This window comes from Janthinobacterium sp. TPC_1 (assembly GCF_056037845.1).
Map to the genome: position 1 here is coordinate 3898234 of NZ_CP195157.1, position 15955 is coordinate 3914188.

Below are 15955 nucleotides of genomic sequence, written 5' to 3' on the forward strand. Positions count from 1 at the left end.
AGTTTCTTATGTGTAACACTCATGTATAACATTATTGTGAATGGCCAGCCCTTCGGCACCGAAACCGATGGCGACACGCCGCTGCTGTGGGTGCTGCGCGACGAAGCCCATTTAAAAGGCACGAAGTTTGGCTGCGGCATCGGCATGTGCGGCGCCTGCACCGTGCACGTGGATGGGCGCGCCATGCGCTCGTGCATCACGCCGATCGCCGCCGTCACCGGTTGCGCCATCACCACCATCGAAGGCTTGTCACCCGATGGTTCGCACCCGCTGCAACGGGCCTGGGTCGCCACGCAGGCGCCCCAGTGCGGCTATTGCCAGTCGGGCTAGATCATGCAGGCGGCCACCTTGTTGAAAGACTATCCGCAGCCGACGGATGCGAATATCGATGCCGTCATGAGCGGCAACCTGTGCCGCTGCATGGCGTATGTACGGATCCGCAAGGCAATTAAACTGGCGGCCGGCATGCAGGAGGCGCCCCGTGTTTAAATTGCCGAAAGAAAATTCAGGCGCCCGCCCCAGCTCGCTGGGCCGGCGCGGTTTCCTGATCGCCGCCGCCGGCACGGGTTTTACCCTGGCTTTCTTGCGCGCCGACAGCTCATTGGCCGCTGGCAAGGCGGCGCCCGTGCAGCGGACAAAGCCCGCCGCGCCCGTGTTCGATCCCAGCATCTGGTTTGAGATTGGCGTCGATGGCATGATCACCGTCAATATCGCCAAGGCGGAAATGGGCCAACATATCGGCACGGCCCTGGCGCGCATCGTCGCCGAGGAGCTGGAAGCGGACTGGAGCAAGGTACGCCTGCATTATGTGGACACGGACCCGAAATGGGGCGTGATGGTGACGGGTGGCAGCTGGTCCGTCTGGCAGAATTTCGATCCGCTCAGCCGTGCCGGCGCGGCCGGGCGCCTTGCGCTGATCGAGGAGGGCGCGTGCCTGCTGCGCGTGCCCGTGTCCGCCTGCCACGCCCGGCTCGGCGTCGTGCATGGGCGGGGCCGGTCGATTGCCTATGGCGACATCGTGCGCCGTGGCAAGCTGGCGCGCCGCTATACGCCGGAGCAATTGCAGGCCATCGTGCTGAAAACGCCGCAGCAGCGCAGGCTGATCGGCCAGCAGGTGCAGGCGCTGGACATTCCTTCGAAAACGGATGGCACGGCCGTGTACGGCATCGATGCGCAGGTCGACGGCATGCTGTTTGCGCGCCCGAAGATACCGCCCACGCGCTACGGCTCGAAAGTGGTGTCCATTGACGACTCGGCGGCAAAGAAAGTGAACGGCTACTTGCGCTCGGTGGCGCTGCAAGACCCCAGCGGCACGGTGCCCGGCTGGGTCATGGTGGTGGCCGACACGTATGCGGCCGCCATGCGCGCGGCCGACCTGGTGCAGGTGAAATGGCGGGCCGGCGCGGCGGCCCACGTGTCGGAGCAGGATATCGTCAACTATGCGGGCAAGCAGCTGGCCGACGCCAGCCTGGGCGCGCGCGTGGTCGACGATGATGGCGTGGAGCAAGCGTTCAAGGATGCCAGCCTGCAACTGGAACGCCACTACACGACCAGCACCGTGCTGCATTTCCAGCTGGAACCCGTGAATGCGCTGGCGCAGGAAATCGACGGCGTCTGGCACATTCATGCGGGCAACCAGTGGCAATCGTTGATCCTGCCCGTGCTGGCGCAGGCGCTCAAGGTGGAGCAGGACAAGGTGATGCTGCATACCTATCTGCTCGGCGGCGGCTTCGGACGGCGCCTGAACGGCGATTATTGCGTGCCGGCCGCGCTGGCCGCGCAAGCCGTGGGGCGCCCCGTCAAGATGATCTGCACGCGGTCCGACGATGCGCGTTTCGATTCGCCCCGTTCGCCGTCCGTGCAGCACGTGCGCATGGCGTTCGACGAGACCGGCAAGGTGTCGGCCATGGTGCACGAGGCCAGCGCGGGCTGGCCCACGCAAGCGATGATTCCCGCCTTGCTGGCCAAGGATAAGCAGGGCCATCCGTACGACCCGTTCGCCATCGTCGGCGCCGACCACTGGTATGCGGTGGGCGCGCAGCGCGTGCGGGCCGTGTCGAACGACCTGGCCAACAGCAGTTTTCGCCCCGGCTGGCTGCGCTCCGTGGGGCCGGGCTGGACGAATTGGGCGGTGGAAAGTTTCATGGACGAGGCAGCGCAGGCGGCCAAGGTCGATCCGCTGGCGTTTCGCCTGTCCTTGCTGCAGGCCACGGGGCGCAATGCGGGCAGCGCGCCGAACGCCGTCGGCGGCGCCGCGCGCCTGGCCCACGTGCTGCGGCGGGTGGCGGACAAGGCGGCCTGGGGCACGGCCATGCCGCCCGACACGGGCCTGGGCATCGCCGCCACGTTCGGCCAGGAACGCGATATGCCCACCTGGACGGCCTGTGTTGCCCGGGTGAAAGTGGACCGCAGCACTTGCATGGTGAAAGTCGAAAAGCTGTTCATGGTGATCGACGCGGGCAGCATCGTCGATCCCGATGGCGCGCTGGCGCAGGCGGAAGGGGGCGCCCTGTGGGGCGTGAGCATGGCCTTGCATGAAGGCACGGCGTTCCTGAATGGCGAAGTGAAGGATACCAACCTGAACACTTACACGCCGCTGCGCATGGCCGACGTACCCGAGCTCGACATCGAATTTGTTGCCAGTACGCAAACGGCGACGGGCATGGGCGAGCCGCCCACGACGGCCGTGGCGCCGGCCATTGGCAACGCCATCTTTGCCGCCGTGGCCTCGCGCGTGCGGCATTTGCCGATCCGCCCGGAAGCCGTGCTCAAGGGGCTGGACCGGCACGGCGCCGTCTGATGCGGGCGCGTGCCAAATTTGACGTGCGCCGCGCGTGAACGGACGCAGGCTGGTACACTGAGGCTTGCCGCTCAGGGCGCGCTGGCGACGCCCGTTCCGGCAAGATCAACGCAACAGCAGCTTGATGTCAGTCCGATTTCAGCTCGATAGCGGAGGCAGCCATGCAAGAACAATTTGTCAGCATCACGGCCGATGAACTTCAAATGGACGGCGTGCTTGAAATGCCCGAGCGGCCGGTGGGCATCGTCCTGTTTGCCCATGGCGCGGGCGCCGACAGCGACTATCTGGGCGCCTCCAGCCATGCCACTTCCCAGGATTTTCTACGAGCGGGCATCGCCACCTTGCGTTTCGACCAGGGCGGTGTCGGGCCCGGCGGCGGCAGCAATGGCCACGCGTATTTCGTGCGCAGCGACATCGTGCTGCTGGCGCGCCAGCTGGAAAAAGCCCTGGGCTGGCTGCAGGTCGACCCGTCCACGCGGCGCTTGCCCTGCGGCCTGTATGGCTATGGCACCAGCGCGGCCGTCGTGATGCAGCTTGCGGCCTGGCGCAGCGCGGAAATTGCCGCGCTGGCCGTCTGCGATGGCCAGGTGGAAATGGCAGGCAAGGCGGCGCTGGAAAACGTGCGCGTGCCTTCGTTGCTGATCGTGGGCGGACGCGACCCCGACGTGGCCGGCCTGAACCGCATGGCGTTTGCCACCTTGCGCTGCGACAAGCAACTGGAACAGATCGCCGCGCCTGGCGGCCCCGACACGCGCCACCAGGCGGCCTTGCTGGCAACGGACTGGTACACGCGCCATTTCAACGGGCATACCAGCACGGGGCAATAGCGTTGCAGATCAGGCGGCGCGCAAATTTTGCGCATGGAAGCGCACGTGCTCTTCCATGAAGCTGGCGATAAAGTAATAGCCGTGGTCATAGCCGGCATGGCGGCGCAGTTGCAAGGGCTGGCCGGCGTCGCGGCATGCCGCTTCGAACACCTCGGGGTACAGTTGCTCCGGTAAAAACTTGTCGGCCAGGCCCTGGTCGATCAAGATGCCGTTAGGAAATAGTAAGGGCTGGCCCTGCAGGCCGCGCATCAGCGCGCTGGCGTCGTATTGCTGCCAGCTGGCTTCGTTGCTGCCCAGGTAGCCCGTGAACGCCTTTTTTCCCCACGGGCACTGGCTCGGTGCGGCGATGGGGGCGAAGGCGGAGACGGAGCGGAACAGGTCAGGGTTGCGCAAGGCCAGCACCAGCGCGCCATGGCCGCCCATTGAGTGGCCGAAAATGCCCGTGCGCTGCGCATCGATGGCCAATTCCCGTTCCAGCAGGGCGCGCAATTCCAGGATGTAGCTGTACATGCGGTAGTGGCTGCTCCACGGCGCCTCGGTGGCATCGACGTAAAAGCCGGCGCCCGCGCCGAAATCCCAGGCATCCGTCTCGCCCGCGATGTTGGCGCCTCGGGGGCTGGTGTCGGGGGCGATCAGGATCAGGCCTTCTTCGGCGGCCACGCGCTGCGCGCCGCCCTTGATCATGAACGTTTCTTCCGTGCAAGTCAGGCCCGCCAGGAAAAACAGGGCGGGGCGTTTGGTGGTGACCACGCTGCCCGGCGCCGTGTCGGGGATGAAGGCCGAAAAACGCATGGGCAAGCCGATGGCTTGCGCATCGTGGCGATAAAAGCGTTGTACGCCGCCAAAACAGGCGTGTTCACTCAACAGTTCCAGCATGAATTCTCCTCGTCAATCCCATAGTATAGCGAGAGCGGCATGCCGCCGGCTCGGGATCAGCCCAGCATGGCCGCTAATGCAGGCAGGATGTCCTGTGCCGGCGCTTCGGTCTTGAATGCCAGCAAATGGTCGGCGCGCGTCTTGCCCAGGTTGATGGCGGCCACGGGCTTGCCCGTTTCGGCCGCCATGCGGCACAGGCGAAAGCTCGAATACACCATGACGGACGAGCCAACCACCAGCAAGGCGCCAGCTTCTGTCATCTTGCGCTCGGCTTCGGCCGCGCAGGCGGCGGGCACGCCGTCGCCGAAAAACACCACATCGGGCTGCAGGGTGCCGCCACAGCGGGGACAGACGGGCAGGTGGAAGGTGGCCAGCTGCGATGGCTCCAGCAAGGCGTCGCCGTCGGGCGCCGGCGTGGCCGTGGCGCCCAGCATCTGGGGATTGTCATGTTCGAGCATGTCCTGGATCAGGCGCCTCGTGTGCTGGGTGCGGCAATCGAGGCAGATCACGCCATGTATGCTGCCGTGCAACTCCGTGACGGCCGCGCTGCCGGCCTGCTGGTGCAGGCCATCCACGTTTTGCGTGACCAGGCCGCCGATGAGCCCACGCTGCGCCAGTTGTGCGATGGCCAGATGGCCGGGATTGGGCGTGGCGCGCGCAAGGGTGGGCCAGCCCACCATGCTGCGCGCCCAGTAGCGGCGGCGCACGGCTTCCTGGCGGCGAAATTCGGGGCCTTGCACGGGGGCGTTGCCGCGCCGCACGCCATCCGCATCGCGGTAATCGGGAATGCCGGACGCCGTGCTGATGCCGGCGCCCGTCAGCAGCAGCACGTCGGGATGGCGCTGCAGGAACTGCGCCAGCTGCTCAATGGCAAGATCGTCGCTGGCGGGCCGCTGGCTGGCTGATGAAAAGTTTTGCATGATGCGCCATGCTAACCGAAAAGCACGGCGCCGTTGCAAGGGCGATGGTTATTCCAGTTTCATGCCGAAACGCTGCAGCCGCGGCTGCCAATGCTCGTCGATATTGGCCGAGACGAGGATGCGTTCGGCCTTGCCGATCAGCAATTCGCGTGGCACGAAGCCGAAGTAGCGCGAGTCGGCGCTATTGTCGCGGTTATCGCCCAGCATCATGAAGTGATCGGGCGGCACCGTCACGGGGGAAAAGCTGCGCGCCGCCTCTGTAATTTGCGGCAAGACCTGGATGCGGTGCTGTTCCGTCGCATTGCGTTCGCGGACGCGCTGCGCCGTCAGCTGGCCCACGTTGGCGATGGTTTCAGGCGCCGTGTCGAGCGCCGTGTACTGGGCGGGCTGGCCATTGATGACCAGCCGTTCATCGAGCATTTCCACGGTGTCGCCGGGCAGGGCGATGATGCGCTTGATCAAGCGCGTGCCGTCTTTCGGCGAGGAAAAGGTGACGATGTCGCCCCGCTGCGGCTCGCCCAGGCGCTGCAGCACGATGTCGGTGAGCGGCACTTTCAAATTGAAGGCCAGGCGGTTGACGAAGACCACGTCGCCTTCGAGCAGGTTGGGGCGCATGGACGCCGACGGTATCGGATTCCAGTCCGCCACGGCCGTGCGGAATACGCCGAATAGCAGCAGAAACATCAAAAAACCTTTGTTGGCGCGCATCCATGTGCTCATATCGGCTCTTTCGCTGGGCTGTGCCCGTGATGGTGAAGGGAAGCGCCATTGTTGCTGGCGCCATATCACGATGCACGGCGAGGCTGAAGCGAGCCTTAAATCAAACGCATGCGGGGGCCGATGGCGTCACCGTTGTTGCGTGTAAACATCACCACGCCAGCGTCAGGGATGCCCGCAGGGCGCCTGCGCGTCGTCGTCGCCGTTCTGCAGGCGCTTGTCGTGCATGTCATCCCACAGTTCGCCCAGCGCCACCAGCAAGCCGCCGGCCACGAAAGGAACGGCGACCAGCCATGGAATGCTGTCGAGCCAGGGGCCCAGCAGGATGGCCGAGGCCACGGCGATGACGAGGGCGCTGCACCAGAAGCGGCGCGGATGCCGCAGGGTCAGCAGGTAGTGCAGGTCGTTCATAGGTCCTCCTTGGTGAGCATGCGGAACAGCCGGGCGGCCAGGATGCTGCTGACGGCAACGACGATGCAGCCGTCCAGGAAAAACAACACCTTGCCCACCAGATGCATGCCCTGCACGAGATAGGGGGGCAGTTCCTGCACTTCTGCCCACTGCGTCATCCGTGCCAGCACGATGGCGGCGGCAAAGATGACGACGGCCAAGGCCAGCACCAGCAGCACATGTTCGAACAGGCGGTGACGCAATTTCATGTTGGACTTGGCAAGAGTGGGGAAATTCCCGAACCTTGACGTTATCAGTCCGATATCGCCGTGCTTTGCGCTGCGACAAAGTCACGGCCGGTAGGACAAAAACGGCGTTGACGCCGGAAAATACGGCTATTTGAAGGCCTTGATGACGGCGTCCAGCTTGACTTTCAATGACTTGTCGTGCGCGTGGATGGCCGGTACTGCGCGCTGTACGCCGAGCAACTGGTAGACGGCCGTCTGCGCCGCGCGCACCGAGTATTCCACGGTGAACACGACATCGTCGGCAATTTCCACGAACTGGCTGACGAAGGCCAGGTTGATGGAGCCGGCCGGCACGGGCAGCGGGCGGTCGCTTTTTGCGCGGGGCATGAACATGCTGGTGATGTAGGGCATGCGGCAGGGAATGCAATTGGCCGTGGCCATGATGTCGAGGTCGAAATTCAGGTGGCCGCACAGTTCGCGCAGGATGTCCTCGCCGCTGCAGTCGGACATGGGCTTGGCGACGAAGTTGCCGATGCGGTCGGGGTGCAGCGCATAGCCCCAGAATACTTGCACACCCTCCCTCGGGCTGGCCCGCGAAATGCGGCTGGTGCGCCAGCACGATGGACATGAACCAGTTGCTGTCCTTGAAGGTGACGAGGCCGCCCGTGCCCGCGCTGTTGCCCGTGAATTGTTCCATGCGGTCGAAGAAGGCGCTGTCCTTCAGGGTGACCGTGTACGAGGCCCAGTACGATTCCGGGATGCTGCTGTTGAAGGCGGCGGGGCGCCCCAGTTGCGGCCGGCCCTCGGCCAGTTTTTCCCACAGGCGCCAGCCATGGCTGTCGTGCTTCGTGCGTTTGGCCGGCGCGCTGCGCATGCTGCCGTAGCTCGACGCATCCGTCATCGAGGCATTCTGGAAGAATACCAGGTCGCCCGCGGCGACGGGAATCACGTCGGCCAGGCCGCGGCGCTGGCAGTGCAGGGCGGTGGCGCTCAGGCGGCCTTCGGATTCCTGCACCTCGATATCGGTTACCGTGCAATCCATGATGACGTTCACGCCTTGCGCCTGCAGCCAGGGACCAGCGGGCGCACCAGCGAATCGTACTGGTTGTAGACGGTGCGCTTGACGCCGGCCAGGGTTTCGATGCGCGAAAACTCCAGCATGAAGCGGTGCAGGTAGCGCTTGAACTCGACGGCGCTGTGCCAGGGCTGGAAGGCGAACGTGGTGGCCCACATATACCAGAATTTGGTATCGAAGAATTCCGGCGAAAGCCAGTCCGTGATGGCGCTGCTGCCCAGGGTGTCCTCGTCGGCTTCCGTCAGCTTCAGCAGTTCCAGCCTGTCCTGCATGGAAAAGCCCATGCTGCTGACGTCGACCTTGAAGCGGTTGCGGTCGACCAGGCGCGCGCGCGAGTGGGGAAGGTGCCGCTCGTTGAAGGCGATGGTTTCGTCGTAGACGCTCTGGCCCGCATGTTCGAGCGAGGGGATGCTCTTGAACAAGTCCCAGGTGCACTCGTAATTGTCGGTGGTCAACATGCGCCCGCCACGCAGGGTATAGCCATCCTCGGCATTGCCACCGCCGCCGTCGAGGCTGCCCCCCGTCACGGGCGACGCTTCGAAGATGGTGATGTTGCTGCCTTGCATACCGCCGTCGCGTATCATGAAGGCGGCCGCGGCCAGCGAGCCGATGCCGCCGCCGACGAGGTAGGCTTTTTTGTCTGTATTGCGCATGTTGTTCCCTGAGTGTGATATTTGCCTATTTTACAACATCAGGGGCGAGCCGCCTGCTCAATAGAGCAACTGCTCGATTTTATTCGATGCCGGGGTGGTCCTTGCGCCGTTCAAAGTACAGCAAGTCCGACCAGGCATCCTGGAAGCGCATGGCTTTTTCCGAGCGGCCATACTGGTGAAAACCGTTGCGCTGCATGACGGCGATCGAGCCCAGGTTTTGTGGCCGCGCCGTCGCTTCCAGGCGCCACAGGTCCAGTGCGCCGAACGCTTCTTGCAGCAGCAGGGCGACCACGCGCGTGGCGTAGCCGCGTCCGCCGAACCGTTCGCCGATGCGGTAGCCGAGCGCGGCCTTGTTGAAATACGGGCGCGTGACGGCCGTCAGGTTGACCCTGCCGATGATTTGCCCGTCCAGCGTGGCCAGGTACTGGTGCGCCGTGTCTTTCTCGCGTTCGCGCTGCGCCTGTTCGATGGCGGTGGCGATGCCCTCGGCAGTGTAGTAGGACGGCGCCCGGGCCGTGACCCAGGATTCAAAATAGGTGCGGTTGTCGAGTTCGAAGGCCAGCAGGGCGGGGAGGTCGGCGCTGGTCGGCGTTTGTAATTGGAGGCGGTCGAGGTCGGGCATGGAATCTGGCTGGAAAGTAATGCGCCATTATAATCAGCTGGCGCCTTTCGCCGCACATGCTTGAATTCATGGAGGAGCAGCATGCTGTCCCATATTTGCCTTGGCACCAACGACTTTCCCCGCGCGTATGTTTTCTATGCGGCCCTGCTGGGAGAACTCGACTTGATCGAAAAATTTCATGATCCGGCCAAGCCCTGGGCGGGCTGGATGGCGCAGCAGGCGCCGCGCCCCTTGTTCGTGCTGACGGCGCCGCATGACGGCTTACCGGCGACGCCCGGCAATGGCCAGATGACGGCCCTGCTGGCGGCCAGCCGTGCGCAGGTGGACCGCTGCTACCAGGCCGTGCTGGCGCTGGGCGCCGCGTGCGAAGGGCCGCCCGGATTGCGGCCCCATTACCACGCCAACTACTATGGCGCGTATTTCCGCGACCTCGACGGCAACAAGCTGTGCGTCTGCTGTCACGCCGAAGAATGATTCAGCGCGCTCCCCAGACGTCGTCCTCCGTCCAGCCCAGCTCCGCAAAATCCTGCGCCCGCTCGCCCGCTTCGCCGGCGCAATAGAATTCGTCGAGCTGGGGCGGCGCGATGCGCGTGCCGGCCAGCATGGCGTGCACTTGCCCCCGGTGGTGGATCTGGTGCTGGAACAGATGCGCCAGCAGGCGCAGGCGCGTGTCCACTTGCGGCGTGTCGCGCAATATCGTCACGGGCCGCGCCAGATCCGCGTCGCACAGGCTGCGGCAATGCGCGATCAGGCGCGCGTCGGACGCATGCTGTGCCGCCTGCAGCGTGGCGCAGTCGGTAAATGGCTCGTCCTGTTCAAAGAAGGCATAGCAGTCGGCATGCGGCGCCTCGCCGCGCAGCTCGCGCTCGAGCGCGTCGAGATAAAACCAGTCGCACGTGAGGATGTGGTTCAGCGTGAAGCCGATGGTGGGGAAAAAACTCACGCGCGTGGCCTGGAACTCGGCCTGGGTCAGCCGCCCGCAAGCCTTCAGCAGGCGGTGGTTGGCCCAGGCGTTGTTATACGCCTGGGCGGTGACGTACTGGGCCAGCGGATTGTTCATGATGTACCTTGCAAGGCAGGAGACCTGCGGGAGTGCCACTGTAGCACTTTGCGGCAGGCGGACAACGCCGGCCACGTCCGCCGCACCAGTACTGCCGTCATCAAGTAAAATCGCGCAGCGGATTTCGCGATAGTGATGCATATAAGGTTTGGACAGCAATGGGTTGGATAGGAAAATTACTGAACTGAACGGCGGCGACGACAAAAACAAGGCTGCGCCAGTTACGCCGGCAGCGGCGCCCGAGATGGCACGGCCGCCAGCCAGCATCAGCGAAATCGATGCCATCTATTACCGCTGGCTGGCGGCCGCCGGTTCGGCGCAGGCTCCGGCGGAGGCGGAACGGCAGATTCTGGATGAATTGACGCGCCTGGCCCGTGAGCCGGTCGCTGGCGCTGCGCTGATACCGCGCATACCGGCCATCATTCCCCAGTTGATGCGGACTTTGCAAAATGAAAACATGAGCGCGGCCGAGCTCTCGCGCCAGCTGGCGCAGGACGTGCTGCTGGTCGCCGAGGTCTACCGCGAAGCGAACCGGCCCCGCTACCATTCGCGCTACAACGCCAGCCCGTCGATCAACAACATGGAAGGCGCCATCATGCTGCTGGGGCAAAACGGCATGCGCATGCTGCTCGCCCGCGTCGCCTTCCGTCCCATCGTCAGCATGCAGAGCGGCGGCCTGACCATACGCACGGCGCCGCTGATCTGGCGCCAGTCCGAGAAATGCGCACTGGCCGCCAACCTGGTCGCGCCGGCCATGCAGGCCAACGCCTTCGACGCCTATCTGGCGGGACTGATGGCCAATGTCGGCCTGGTGGTGGCGTTCCGCCTGATCGACCAGATGCATGCGCCCGATGCCTTCCCGCAATCGGACGCCTTCATTGCCCAGGTGTTTGCGCAAGCGCGCATCCTGTCGGTGCGGATCGCCGAGTTATGGGAGTTTCCCGAGTCCGTGACCCGCGCGATCGGGCATGCCGGCGCCGATGCCCACGCCGATGCCGATCCGCAGGCGCGAGCGCTGGCGCTGGGCGATCGCTTGAGCAAGCTGCGCATGCTGGTCGATACCGGCCGCTTTCCTGCCGATGATCCCTTCGTGATGACGGGACTGAGCAAGGCCGAGCTGCAGGTGTTTGACAAGCTGGCCGACGACGACGAGGACGACGACGAGGGTTGATGATTGCAGGCCGCTCAGTGCGCAAAATACAGCGCATGCAGGTGCTCGAGGTCGACATCACGCGCTGCCTGCGACAGCGCCACCTTACCGCTTTGCATCAGGTAGACGTGATCGGCCACGCCCACGGCGCGCGCCGTGTTCTGCTCCACTAAAATGATGGTGCGCTTGCCGTCATTCAGGCGCGCGAGGATGTCGAACAGCTCGTTGACCACCAGCGGCGCCAGGCCCAGCGACGGCTCGTCGATGATCAGCAGCGACGGGTCCGACATCAATCCGCGCGCCATCGCCAGCATCTGCGCCTCGCCGCCGGAGAGCGAGCCGGCCAGCTGCCTGCGCCGTTCATGCAGGCGCGGGAACATGGCGTAGGCTTCGGCCAGGCGCGCCGGCATGTGGCTGCGGTGCTCCTTCGGAAAAGCGCCCATGATCAGGTTTTCTTCCACGCTCATGTCGCGAAACGTCATGCGGCCTTCCGGGATCATCGTGACCCTCGCGTCGCTCATCTTCCACGTCGGCGTGCCGTTGATGGCCTGGCCGTCGAGCGCGATGCTGCCCGCGCCCACGGGCAGCAGGCCCATGATGGCGCGCAGCAGGGTCGTCTTGCCGGCCCCGTTCGGGCCGATGATGGTGGTCAGCTTGCCCTTCTGGATCGACAGCGACACGTCCCACAGCACATTGATGGCGCCATAGCCGGCGCGCAGTTGATTTATCTCAAGCATCGTTTCAGGCATCGCTTCAAGCATCGATTCAGGCATGAGCGGCTCCCGTATAGCTTTCGATGACGGCCGGATCGCGGAAGACGGCGTCCGGCGTGCCGTCGGCGATCAGCTGGCCAAAATTGAGCACGGCCACGCGCTGGCACAGATTGCTGATGGTTTCGATGTCGTGTTCGATCATGACGATGCCCACGCCAAAGGCGGCGTGCAAGTCCTTCAGCATGCCCATGAAGCGGCGCTTGCCGTTCGTTTCCAGGCCGGCCAGCACTTCGTCTAGCAGCAGCAGTTTCGGGTTCGTCGCCAGCGCCTTGGCCACTTCCAGCGCTTTGAGTTCCGTCAGCGCCAGTTCGCCGGCCGCATCGCGCCCGGCCTTGTCAAGCAGGCTCGTAAAATCGAGGATTTCATCGATCTTGCGCTGGTCCACCTTGCCGGTGCCGAAGCGCTGCGCCACGACGAGATTTTCGCGCACCGTCAGTTCATGCATCGGTTGCGGGATCTGGAAGGTGCGGCCCAGCCCCAGGCGGGCGCGCTGGTACATGGGCGTGGCCATGATGTCGCGTCCCTCGAAGCGGATGCTGCCGCCGGTGGGGCGCACCAGGCCGGAAATGGCGTTGAACAGGGTGGTCTTGCCGGCGCCGTTCGCGCCCACGAGGCCGATCACGTCGTGGCTGCCCACGTTCAGGGTGACGCTGTCGACGGCCGTCAGGCCGCCGAAACGCACGGACACATTGTCTAGTTTAAGCATGTGCTTTCTCCTTCGCGTTCCCCTTGAGCAGCGCTTTTTTCAGCCATTTTTTGCAGCAGCGGCAGCAGGCCGTTCGGACTGAAGACGATCATCGCCACCAGCAGCACGCCCAGCACCAGCTGGTGCCCGGTCGGAATCAGCGACTTGAAAATCAGCTGGTCGACCAGATAGACCACGACGGCGCCCAGCACGGGCCCGAGTATGGTGCGGTAGCCGCCGAAGATGGCCGCCACGATCGGCAACGTCACCCACAGGCTATTGAAGGCGTAGTCGGGCTCCAGGAAGTTGATGTAGTGGGCGTTGAAGGCGCCGAACAGGCCCGCCATGAATGCCGACACGAGCAGCATCGCGCCTTTCAGCAAGGTGCTGTTGACGCCGACGACGCGCGTGGCGTCTTCGCTGTCGTGCATGGCGCGCAGGGCGATGCCGTAATGGCTGGCGCGGATGCGGCTGTAGGCGAAGGCGCACGCCACCACCAGGGTCAGCACCACCAGGTAGGCGCCCGTCTTGCTGGCCAAATCAAAACCGAAGACGGTGGGCAGGGCGGGAATATTATTGATGCCGCCGGCGCCGCCCGTCACCGAGCTCCATTCCGTGGCCAGGATGCGGAAGATGTGCGCGTAGGCGAGGATGGCCAGCGCAAAGTACGGCCCGCGCAGCCGAGAGCACGGGCAGCATGATGACGGCGGCGATGGCCGCGCCCGCGCCACCGAGCAGCATGGCGGCAAACACGGGCAAGCCCAGTTTCACGGTGGCCAGCGCGGAGACATACGCGCCCACGCCGAAGAACGCCGCATGGCCGAAGCTGACCATGCCGCCCAGATTGCCGAGCAGTGCCCAGGACATGGCCACGCCGCCGATGACCAGGGCCGCCACCACCATGCTCATCACATACTGGTTGGCGCCCAGGGCCAGCGGCACGGCGATATACGCGGCCAGCAGCAGGGCCGCCGTTGAAAGGAAAGTCGAGCGCTTCATCCGCGCCTCCGTTGTGCGCCGAACAAGCCGTTCGGCATGATGAACAGCACCAGCAGGAACAGCACCATGCCGGACAATTCCTGCAGCGCGGAGCTGGCCAGGGTGACGGTCAGCGCTTCGGCCACGCCCAGCAGCACGGCGGCCAGCAGCACGCCCGGTATCGAGCCGATGCCGGCCAGTACCGTGATGATGAAGGCTTTTACCGTCAGCGCGCCGCCGTAGGCCGGCTGGATCACGCCATAGCTGAACAGCGCCACGCCGGCGAAGGCGGCCAGGATGCCGGCGACCAGAAACGACACCAGTTCCGTGCGGCCCGGGTCGATGCCCATCAGCTTGGCCGCGTCGCGGTTGCTGGAGACGGCGCGCACGGCGCGGCCATACCAGCTGGTCGACAGCCAGCGCCACAGGGCCGCCATCAGCACCAGGCTGACGCCAAAGAAGATCACTTCACTGCGCATGCTGAAAAACGGGCCGATTTCAAAACCTTCCTGCAGCCAGCTGGAAGACGTCGAACGGATGTCGGCCTTCCAGAGCAGCAAAATGAAATTGGTGAGGATGACGCCGATGCCGTAGGTGAGGATCAGCGAATTGATTTCGCGGTCCTTCTTGATGCGGCTGACGATCAGGTACACGCCCACGGACGTCAGGCTGACGATCACCAGCGCGATGGGAATGGCGAACATGGGCCCCAGGCCCAGGCCCGACTCCACGCTGTAGGCGATGTAGGCGGCCAGCAGCACCAGCTCGCCGTGCGCCAGGTTGATCACTTTCATGGTGCCGAACACCAGCGCCAGTCCCAGTGCGATCAGGGCGTAGGAACCGCCCTGCAGCAAGCCCGAATACAGGGCTTGCAAGATTAATTCTGTCATGTCGTCATCCCGTCAGGCGGCCCAGGCGCTTCGCGAAGAGGCACCAGGACCGCCGTTCATCGGTGCGCGTCCTGCGGGCGCGCGCGTGTGCAGCGGGAGGCTGCCTACCAGGGCAGGGCAGGGTAGGCCAGCTTGCCCGTCGCGTGTTCCTTCGGCCAGACGATCACCACCTTCTTGTCCTGGTGCTGCGCCATGCGGTGCACGAAGTTCTGGTTGTCGCCGTTGGCGGCGAACTGCACCCGGCCGATCAGCGTTTCGCGGTCCGTCTTGCGCATCTCGTCGGCCACGCCGCCTTTCTTGAGCGTGCCCTTGTCGGCCGCGCGCGCGATGGCTTCGAACAGCAGCATCGACTGCACATAGCCGAACTGGCCCAGGTAGTCCGGTTCCTTCTTGTACAGTTGCTTGTAGGCGTCGCTGAAGGCCTTGCCGTCGGCCGTCTTGAATTCGGTCGGGAAGGGCAGCAGGGCCGTGCCGAAGACGTTCGGCATCAGGTCGGGGAAGTCGGACGCCATTTTAGGGGTGGCCAGCGACCACACGCCCACCATGGCCTTGATCTTCGGTTTCAGCACGCGGGCGGCGCGGATGATGCCCACGTAATCGTTTTCGTAGCCGACCATGGCCACCACTTCCGATTTATCCTGCAGCTTGATCTTGTTGATGATGGGCTTGAAGTCGGTAATAGCCGGGTCGAACGAGTGCGTCGTCACCTTCACGCCCTTTGCCGCCAGGGCTTTTTCCACGTCCTTGGCCAGGCCCGTGGTGGCGTCCTTGGTCGAATACACGATGGAGACGGACTTGGCGCCCACGTCGGCTAGCAGTCCCAGCATGGCTTTTTCGTAGCCGGCCGTGTTATTGATGCGGAAAAAATTCTTGCGCCCGCTTGCCACCAGGCTGTCGTCCACGCCGCCCGAGGTGATGTAGACCAGGCCCAGTTTATTCGCCGTGTCCGAGGCGGGCGAGATATTGTTCGAGCCGTAGCCGCCCGTGATGGCCACCACGCCCTGGCTGGCCAGCTTTTCCACGGCGGCGATGGCCTTGGCGGGCGCCGATTCGTCGTCAACGGTGATGATCTTGATGGTGTGCTTGCCGTTGGTCTTGTTGAATACCTCGGCCGCGACCATGATCCCTTCCTGCATGCCGGCGCCGACCCGCGCCAGGTTGCCCGTCAGCGGGATTTCCGCGCCGACCAGGAATTCGTCGGCGCTGGCGTGCGCCATCCAGGCGCTGGCGACCAGCGCTGCGATGGCGATGCGTGTGTAGGTGCGTTTCATCGTGTCTCCTCCGGTGATGT

The 15955-nt window shown here is 64.5% G+C and carries 18 protein-coding genes and 2 pseudogenes; 5 read left to right on the top strand and 15 right to left on the bottom strand.

The window, feature by feature from the left end:
• Positions 1-21: 21 nt before the first annotated feature.
• The 3 genes and pseudogenes from ACQVLG_RS19180 (at position 22) to ACQVLG_RS19190 (ending at position 3627) form a co-directional block, all read left to right on the top strand.
• A pseudogene (locus tag ACQVLG_RS19180) lies at positions 22-489 on the top strand ((2Fe-2S)-binding protein).
• Positions 482-2800, top strand: coding sequence for a xanthine dehydrogenase family protein molybdopterin-binding subunit (locus ACQVLG_RS19185; protein ID WP_474290644.1), 2319 nt, complete (start codon positions 482-484; stop codon positions 2798-2800). Before ACQVLG_RS19180 ends, ACQVLG_RS19185 begins: the two are co-directional and overlap by 8 nt.
• Positions 2801-2961: 161 nt before the next feature.
• A complete protein-coding gene (locus ACQVLG_RS19190) occupies positions 2962-3627 on the top strand; it encodes a dienelactone hydrolase family protein (RefSeq protein WP_230540861.1) in 666 nt (221 codons plus the stop codon).
• A 9-nt stretch (positions 3628-3636) separates the two neighbouring features.
• Here ACQVLG_RS19190 and fghA read toward each other — a convergent pair whose 3' ends face one another.
• The 8 genes and pseudogenes from fghA to ACQVLG_RS19230 form a co-directional block, all read right to left on the bottom strand.
• Positions 3637-4503 (bottom strand): S-formylglutathione hydrolase, encoded by an 867-nt coding sequence (gene fghA, locus ACQVLG_RS19195; RefSeq protein ID WP_474290645.1) that lies wholly within the window; start codon positions 4501-4503, stop codon positions 3637-3639.
• Positions 4504-4559: 56 nt separating this feature from the next.
• Positions 4560-5423: an NAD-dependent protein deacetylase gene (locus tag ACQVLG_RS19200; RefSeq protein ID WP_474290646.1), complete on the bottom strand. Its 864-nt coding sequence runs from the start codon at positions 5421-5423 to the stop codon at positions 4560-4562.
• Positions 5424-5471: 48 nt separating this feature from the next.
• Complete coding sequence (gene lepB / locus ACQVLG_RS19205; protein ID WP_474290647.1) at positions 5472-6143, bottom strand: signal peptidase I; 672 nt, start codon at positions 6141-6143, stop codon at positions 5472-5474.
• Positions 6144-6305: 162 nt separating this feature from the next.
• Complete coding sequence (locus tag ACQVLG_RS19210; RefSeq protein ID WP_474295889.1) at positions 6306-6551, bottom strand: hypothetical protein; 246 nt, start codon at positions 6549-6551, stop codon at positions 6306-6308.
• Positions 6548-6799: a hypothetical protein gene (locus ACQVLG_RS19215; protein ID WP_230540857.1), complete on the bottom strand. Its 252-nt coding sequence runs from the start codon at positions 6797-6799 to the stop codon at positions 6548-6550. The genes ACQVLG_RS19210 and ACQVLG_RS19215 overlap by 4 nt, the downstream gene beginning before the upstream one ends.
• Before the next feature lie 126 nt (positions 6800-6925).
• Positions 6926-7351: an oleate hydratase gene (locus tag ACQVLG_RS19220; protein WP_474295722.1), complete on the bottom strand. Its 426-nt coding sequence runs from the start codon at positions 7349-7351 to the stop codon at positions 6926-6928.
• 64 nt (positions 7352-7415) lie between these two features.
• A pseudogene (locus tag ACQVLG_RS19225) lies at positions 7416-8506 on the bottom strand (oleate hydratase); the annotation flags it as partial.
• Between the two features lie 79 nt (positions 8507-8585).
• On the bottom strand, positions 8586-9128 hold the full coding sequence (locus ACQVLG_RS19230; protein WP_474290648.1) for a GNAT family N-acetyltransferase: 543 nt from the start codon (positions 9126-9128) through the stop codon (positions 8586-8588).
• 81 nt (positions 9129-9209) lie between these two features.
• On the opposite strand from ACQVLG_RS19230, the gene ACQVLG_RS19235 reads away from it, so the two are divergent.
• Positions 9210-9602: a VOC family protein gene (locus ACQVLG_RS19235; protein ID WP_230540854.1), complete on the top strand. Its 393-nt coding sequence runs from the start codon at positions 9210-9212 to the stop codon at positions 9600-9602.
• Between the two features lies 1 nt (position 9603).
• Here ACQVLG_RS19235 and ACQVLG_RS19240 read toward each other — a convergent pair whose 3' ends face one another.
• On the bottom strand, positions 9604-10188 hold the full coding sequence (locus tag ACQVLG_RS19240) for a DinB family protein (RefSeq protein WP_474290649.1): 585 nt from the start codon (positions 10186-10188) through the stop codon (positions 9604-9606).
• Positions 10189-10432: 244 nt separating this feature from the next.
• Here ACQVLG_RS19240 and ACQVLG_RS19245 point away from each other — a divergent pair, with 244 nt between their 5' ends.
• Positions 10433-11359, top strand: a complete 927-nt coding sequence (locus ACQVLG_RS19245; RefSeq protein WP_474290650.1) for an HDOD domain-containing protein — start codon at positions 10433-10435, stop codon at positions 11357-11359.
• 14 nt (positions 11360-11373) lie between these two features.
• Here ACQVLG_RS19245 and ACQVLG_RS19250 read toward each other — a convergent pair whose 3' ends face one another.
• The 6 genes from ACQVLG_RS19250 to ACQVLG_RS19275 all read right to left on the bottom strand — a co-directional run bounded on the left by ACQVLG_RS19250 (position 11374) and on the right by ACQVLG_RS19275 (position 15935).
• Positions 11374-12075 (bottom strand): ABC transporter ATP-binding protein, encoded by a 702-nt coding sequence (locus ACQVLG_RS19250; protein ID WP_474290651.1) that lies wholly within the window; start codon positions 12073-12075, stop codon positions 11374-11376.
• Positions 12076-12103: 28 nt separating this feature from the next.
• Positions 12104-12817: an ABC transporter ATP-binding protein gene (locus ACQVLG_RS19255; RefSeq protein WP_474290652.1), complete on the bottom strand. Its 714-nt coding sequence runs from the start codon at positions 12815-12817 to the stop codon at positions 12104-12106.
• Positions 12805-13476: a branched-chain amino acid ABC transporter permease gene (locus ACQVLG_RS19260; RefSeq protein ID WP_474295724.1), complete on the bottom strand. Its 672-nt coding sequence runs from the start codon at positions 13474-13476 to the stop codon at positions 12805-12807. The genes ACQVLG_RS19255 and ACQVLG_RS19260 overlap by 13 nt, the downstream gene beginning before the upstream one ends.
• Positions 13370-13795, bottom strand: coding sequence for a hypothetical protein (locus ACQVLG_RS19265; RefSeq protein ID WP_474290653.1), 426 nt, complete (start codon positions 13793-13795; stop codon positions 13370-13372). Before ACQVLG_RS19265 ends, ACQVLG_RS19260 begins: the two co-directional genes overlap by 107 nt.
• A complete protein-coding gene (locus ACQVLG_RS19270) occupies positions 13792-14664 on the bottom strand; it encodes a branched-chain amino acid ABC transporter permease (protein ID WP_230540849.1) in 873 nt (290 codons plus the stop codon). The genes ACQVLG_RS19265 and ACQVLG_RS19270 overlap by 4 nt, the downstream gene beginning before the upstream one ends.
• Before the next feature lie 104 nt (positions 14665-14768).
• Positions 14769-15935, bottom strand: a complete 1167-nt coding sequence (locus tag ACQVLG_RS19275; RefSeq protein WP_474290654.1) for an ABC transporter substrate-binding protein — start codon at positions 15933-15935, stop codon at positions 14769-14771.
• Between the last annotated feature and the right edge of the window lie 20 nt (positions 15936-15955).

Bases quoted from the DNA above. Each gene is read 5' to 3' on its own strand.
- ACQVLG_RS19190 (WP_230540861.1), top strand. From the start codon at position 2,962: ATGCAAGAACAATTTGTCAGCATCACGGCCGATGAACTTCAAATGGAC.
- ACQVLG_RS19240 (WP_474290649.1), bottom strand. From the start codon at position 10,188: ATGAACAATCCGCTGGCCCAGTACGTCACCGCCCAGGCGTATAACAAC.
- ACQVLG_RS19210 (WP_474295889.1), bottom strand. From the start codon at position 6,551: ATGAACGACCTGCACTACCTGCTGACCCTGCGGCATCCGCGCCGCTTC.
- ACQVLG_RS19235 (WP_230540854.1), top strand. From the start codon at position 9,210: ATGCTGTCCCATATTTGCCTTGGCACCAACGACTTTCCCCGCGCGTAT.
- ACQVLG_RS19275 (WP_474290654.1), bottom strand. From the start codon at position 15,935: ATGAAACGCACCTACACACGCATCGCCATCGCAGCGCTGGTCGCCAGC.
- ACQVLG_RS19230 (WP_474290648.1), bottom strand. From the start codon at position 9,128: ATGCCCGACCTCGACCGCCTCCAATTACAAACGCCGACCAGCGCCGAC.
- ACQVLG_RS19245 (WP_474290650.1), top strand. From the start codon at position 10,433: ATGGCACGGCCGCCAGCCAGCATCAGCGAAATCGATGCCATCTATTAC.
- fghA (WP_474290645.1), bottom strand. From the start codon at position 4,503: ATGCTGGAACTGTTGAGTGAACACGCCTGTTTTGGCGGCGTACAACGC.
- ACQVLG_RS19270 (WP_230540849.1), bottom strand. From the start codon at position 14,664: ATGACAGAATTAATCTTGCAAGCCCTGTATTCGGGCTTGCTGCAGGGC.
- ACQVLG_RS19200 (WP_474290646.1), bottom strand. From the start codon at position 5,423: ATGCAAAACTTTTCATCAGCCAGCCAGCGGCCCGCCAGCGACGATCTT.
- ACQVLG_RS19255 (WP_474290652.1), bottom strand. From the start codon at position 12,817: ATGCTTAAACTAGACAATGTGTCCGTGCGTTTCGGCGGCCTGACGGCC.
- ACQVLG_RS19265 (WP_474290653.1), bottom strand. From the start codon at position 13,795: ATGAAGCGCTCGACTTTCCTTTCAACGGCGGCCCTGCTGCTGGCCGCG.
- ACQVLG_RS19215 (WP_230540857.1), bottom strand. From the start codon at position 6,799: ATGAAATTGCGTCACCGCCTGTTCGAACATGTGCTGCTGGTGCTGGCC.
- ACQVLG_RS19250 (WP_474290651.1), bottom strand. From the start codon at position 12,075: ATGCTTGAGATAAATCAACTGCGCGCCGGCTATGGCGCCATCAATGTG.
- lepB (WP_474290647.1), bottom strand. From the start codon at position 6,143: ATGAGCACATGGATGCGCGCCAACAAAGGTTTTTTGATGTTTCTGCTG.